At 74.2% G+C, this 260-nt stretch carries 1 protein-coding gene; it reads right to left on the bottom strand.

Annotation, left to right across the window (positions count from 1 at the left end):
- Positions 1–260 (bottom strand): hypothetical protein (locus CVH10_RS26150; protein WP_219924985.1); only part of this gene is annotated, 260 nt, incomplete at both ends.

The raw sequence follows: 260 nt of genomic DNA, 5'->3' as shown, positions 1-260 counted from the left end.
CACGCCACTCGGCATAGGCCAGCGCGTTCCATGCGACGGCGTTGCGATCGTCGGCCCGCAGCGCCTCGCGCGCCCATTGCCAGGCCCGGTCGTTGGTGTCGCGGCTCTGCGGGCGGCCATACAGCTCGACCCAGGCGCGCATGGCGGTTTCGTGCGCGCGCGTGTGGGTGTCGGCCAGGTTGTCTGGGGGCTCGCGCAAGGCGCCTTCGGCGACCTCGAAGTTCAGCGCGCGAGCCAGCCGGCCCGCCACGCGCCGCCCG

The sequence above is a fragment of the Halomonas sp. ND22Bw genome, assembly GCF_003011945.1.
Taxonomy (GTDB): Bacteria; Pseudomonadota; Gammaproteobacteria; order Pseudomonadales; family Halomonadaceae; genus Halomonas; species Halomonas halophila.
This window is presented reverse-complemented; position numbering and strand designations above follow the sequence as displayed.